Genomic DNA, 1,557 nt, shown 5'->3' with positions numbered 1-1,557 from the left:
CAGATTGTCGAGAAACCCTGTACTTTTTCAAAGTACAGGGTTTCTCACATTTCAAATGGTCACTTCAAAAGGGGAAATGGGGGATTACCCCCTGTTTTCGAGGCGATCCAAGTGGATCGCCATCTTCTTCATATTCTGTACGGCTGCTGTCATCAGGGCTTGCTCCCTGACGTTCTGCAACCCGCGCAAACGGCAATAGCGAAACCCATGGAGCTCTTTGGCATCCGCGAAGCTTCGCTCAATCGTTTCTTTTCGTTTTCGGTAGAGATATTTCCCGGATCGACTCAACCGGTTGCCTCGCACCCATTCTTTGCTGTCCTCCCAGACGTGACGGGTTACCACCTTTCGGTGGTTGCGAGACCGAGTGCATTCGTTTAATAACGGACACTTCTTGCAGTGTTGAGGATCTGAAGCGTACTGCCGGTATCCCTCGCGGTTGGTCGTCTTGTATTGCAGTTCGTGCTCCGCCGGGCAGACATAAAGGTTGCGCTTTGCCTCAAACGTGAACTTCCATTTTGGGAATAAACCTTGGGTCGGGTGGAATCTTCGGTGAGCAATAACGGCAAAAATGTTTCGGCTTTGCAGTCCTTTACAGATAGGTGAAGTCAAGTACCCGGAATCCAGAGCAACAGCTTCTACTTTAAAACCAAATCGTTGTTGTTGACGATCCAAACGGGACAAGTAGGGTATAGAATCATGGACATTTCCCGCAGTGACATGTACATCCGTAATCATATTGTATTTCAGGTCTACGGTACGGTGGTCTAAGTAGAAAAATCCTTCCGGTTTCCCATCGCGGATCATATAACCGCTGTCCGGATCTGTCGTGCTCACTTTGACTTCCTTTTCCTCCATCACGTCCTCTCTAGGCTTTAGCGCTTTTTTTCATGTGCCTTCCGGTCGGCCTCTACGGCGGCATTAAGTTCACCGACATAATCACGGGTGTTTTGTAAAACCTGTTCCTTTGTGTACTTATGCTTATTCGCATTCGCTTTGACATGGGTCGAATCGGAAATCAGGACGCGTCCACCTACCATACGGTGCTGAATGGCTTGCAGCACAATCTCATCAAAGACCTCCTGAAAAATCTCTGTATCTTTAAAACGAGTGCGACGATTCCAGCTAATCGTAGAATGGTCCGGCACTTTGTCGGTTAGACCTAACCCCAAAAACCAGCGGTAGGCAAGGTTTGTCTGAATTTCACGTTCGATTTGACGTTCGGAACGGATGCCGTAAAAGTAACCGAGGAAAATCATCTTAAATAACACAACAGGGTCGATGGCTGGCCGCCCATTGTCTGCACAATAAAGAGGACGAACCTTTTCGTCAATGAATGAAAAGTCGATATACTTTTCCACTTTGCGAAGCAGATGGTCTTGAGGAACGAGCTCCTCAATTGACACAAACTCATAAGCTTGTTGTTTTTCACGGTTTGAACGCAGCATATTTGAACACCTTCCCGATCTCATTTATTACTATAATTATACAACATTAACGCGGTGTCGTGTTGAAATATCTCGATATAAAAATAGCTGTCGAGACTTTCTCGACAGCCTG

The 1,557-nt window shown here is 46.7% G+C and carries 1 protein-coding gene; it reads right to left on the bottom strand.

Going from position 1 to position 1,557, the window contains the following annotated elements:
• Positions 1-84: 84 nt before the first annotated feature.
• Positions 85-1,445 (bottom strand): IS1182 family transposase gene (locus ACOZB4_RS34050; protein ID WP_379416875.1). Its coding sequence is split into 2 segments (ribosomal slippage): positions 85-887 and positions 887-1,445, totalling 1,362 coding nucleotides; the frame shifts between segments, so codons are not numbered across the junction.
• Between the last annotated feature and the right edge of the window lie 112 nt (positions 1,446-1,557).

The organism is Paenibacillus sp. NPDC058898, from assembly GCF_049316025.1.
GTDB lineage: Bacteria > Bacillota > Bacilli > Paenibacillales > Paenibacillaceae > Paenibacillus_AQ.
Note: the sequence above shows the minus strand (reverse complement) of the source record. Positions and strands in the feature narration are given on the sequence as shown.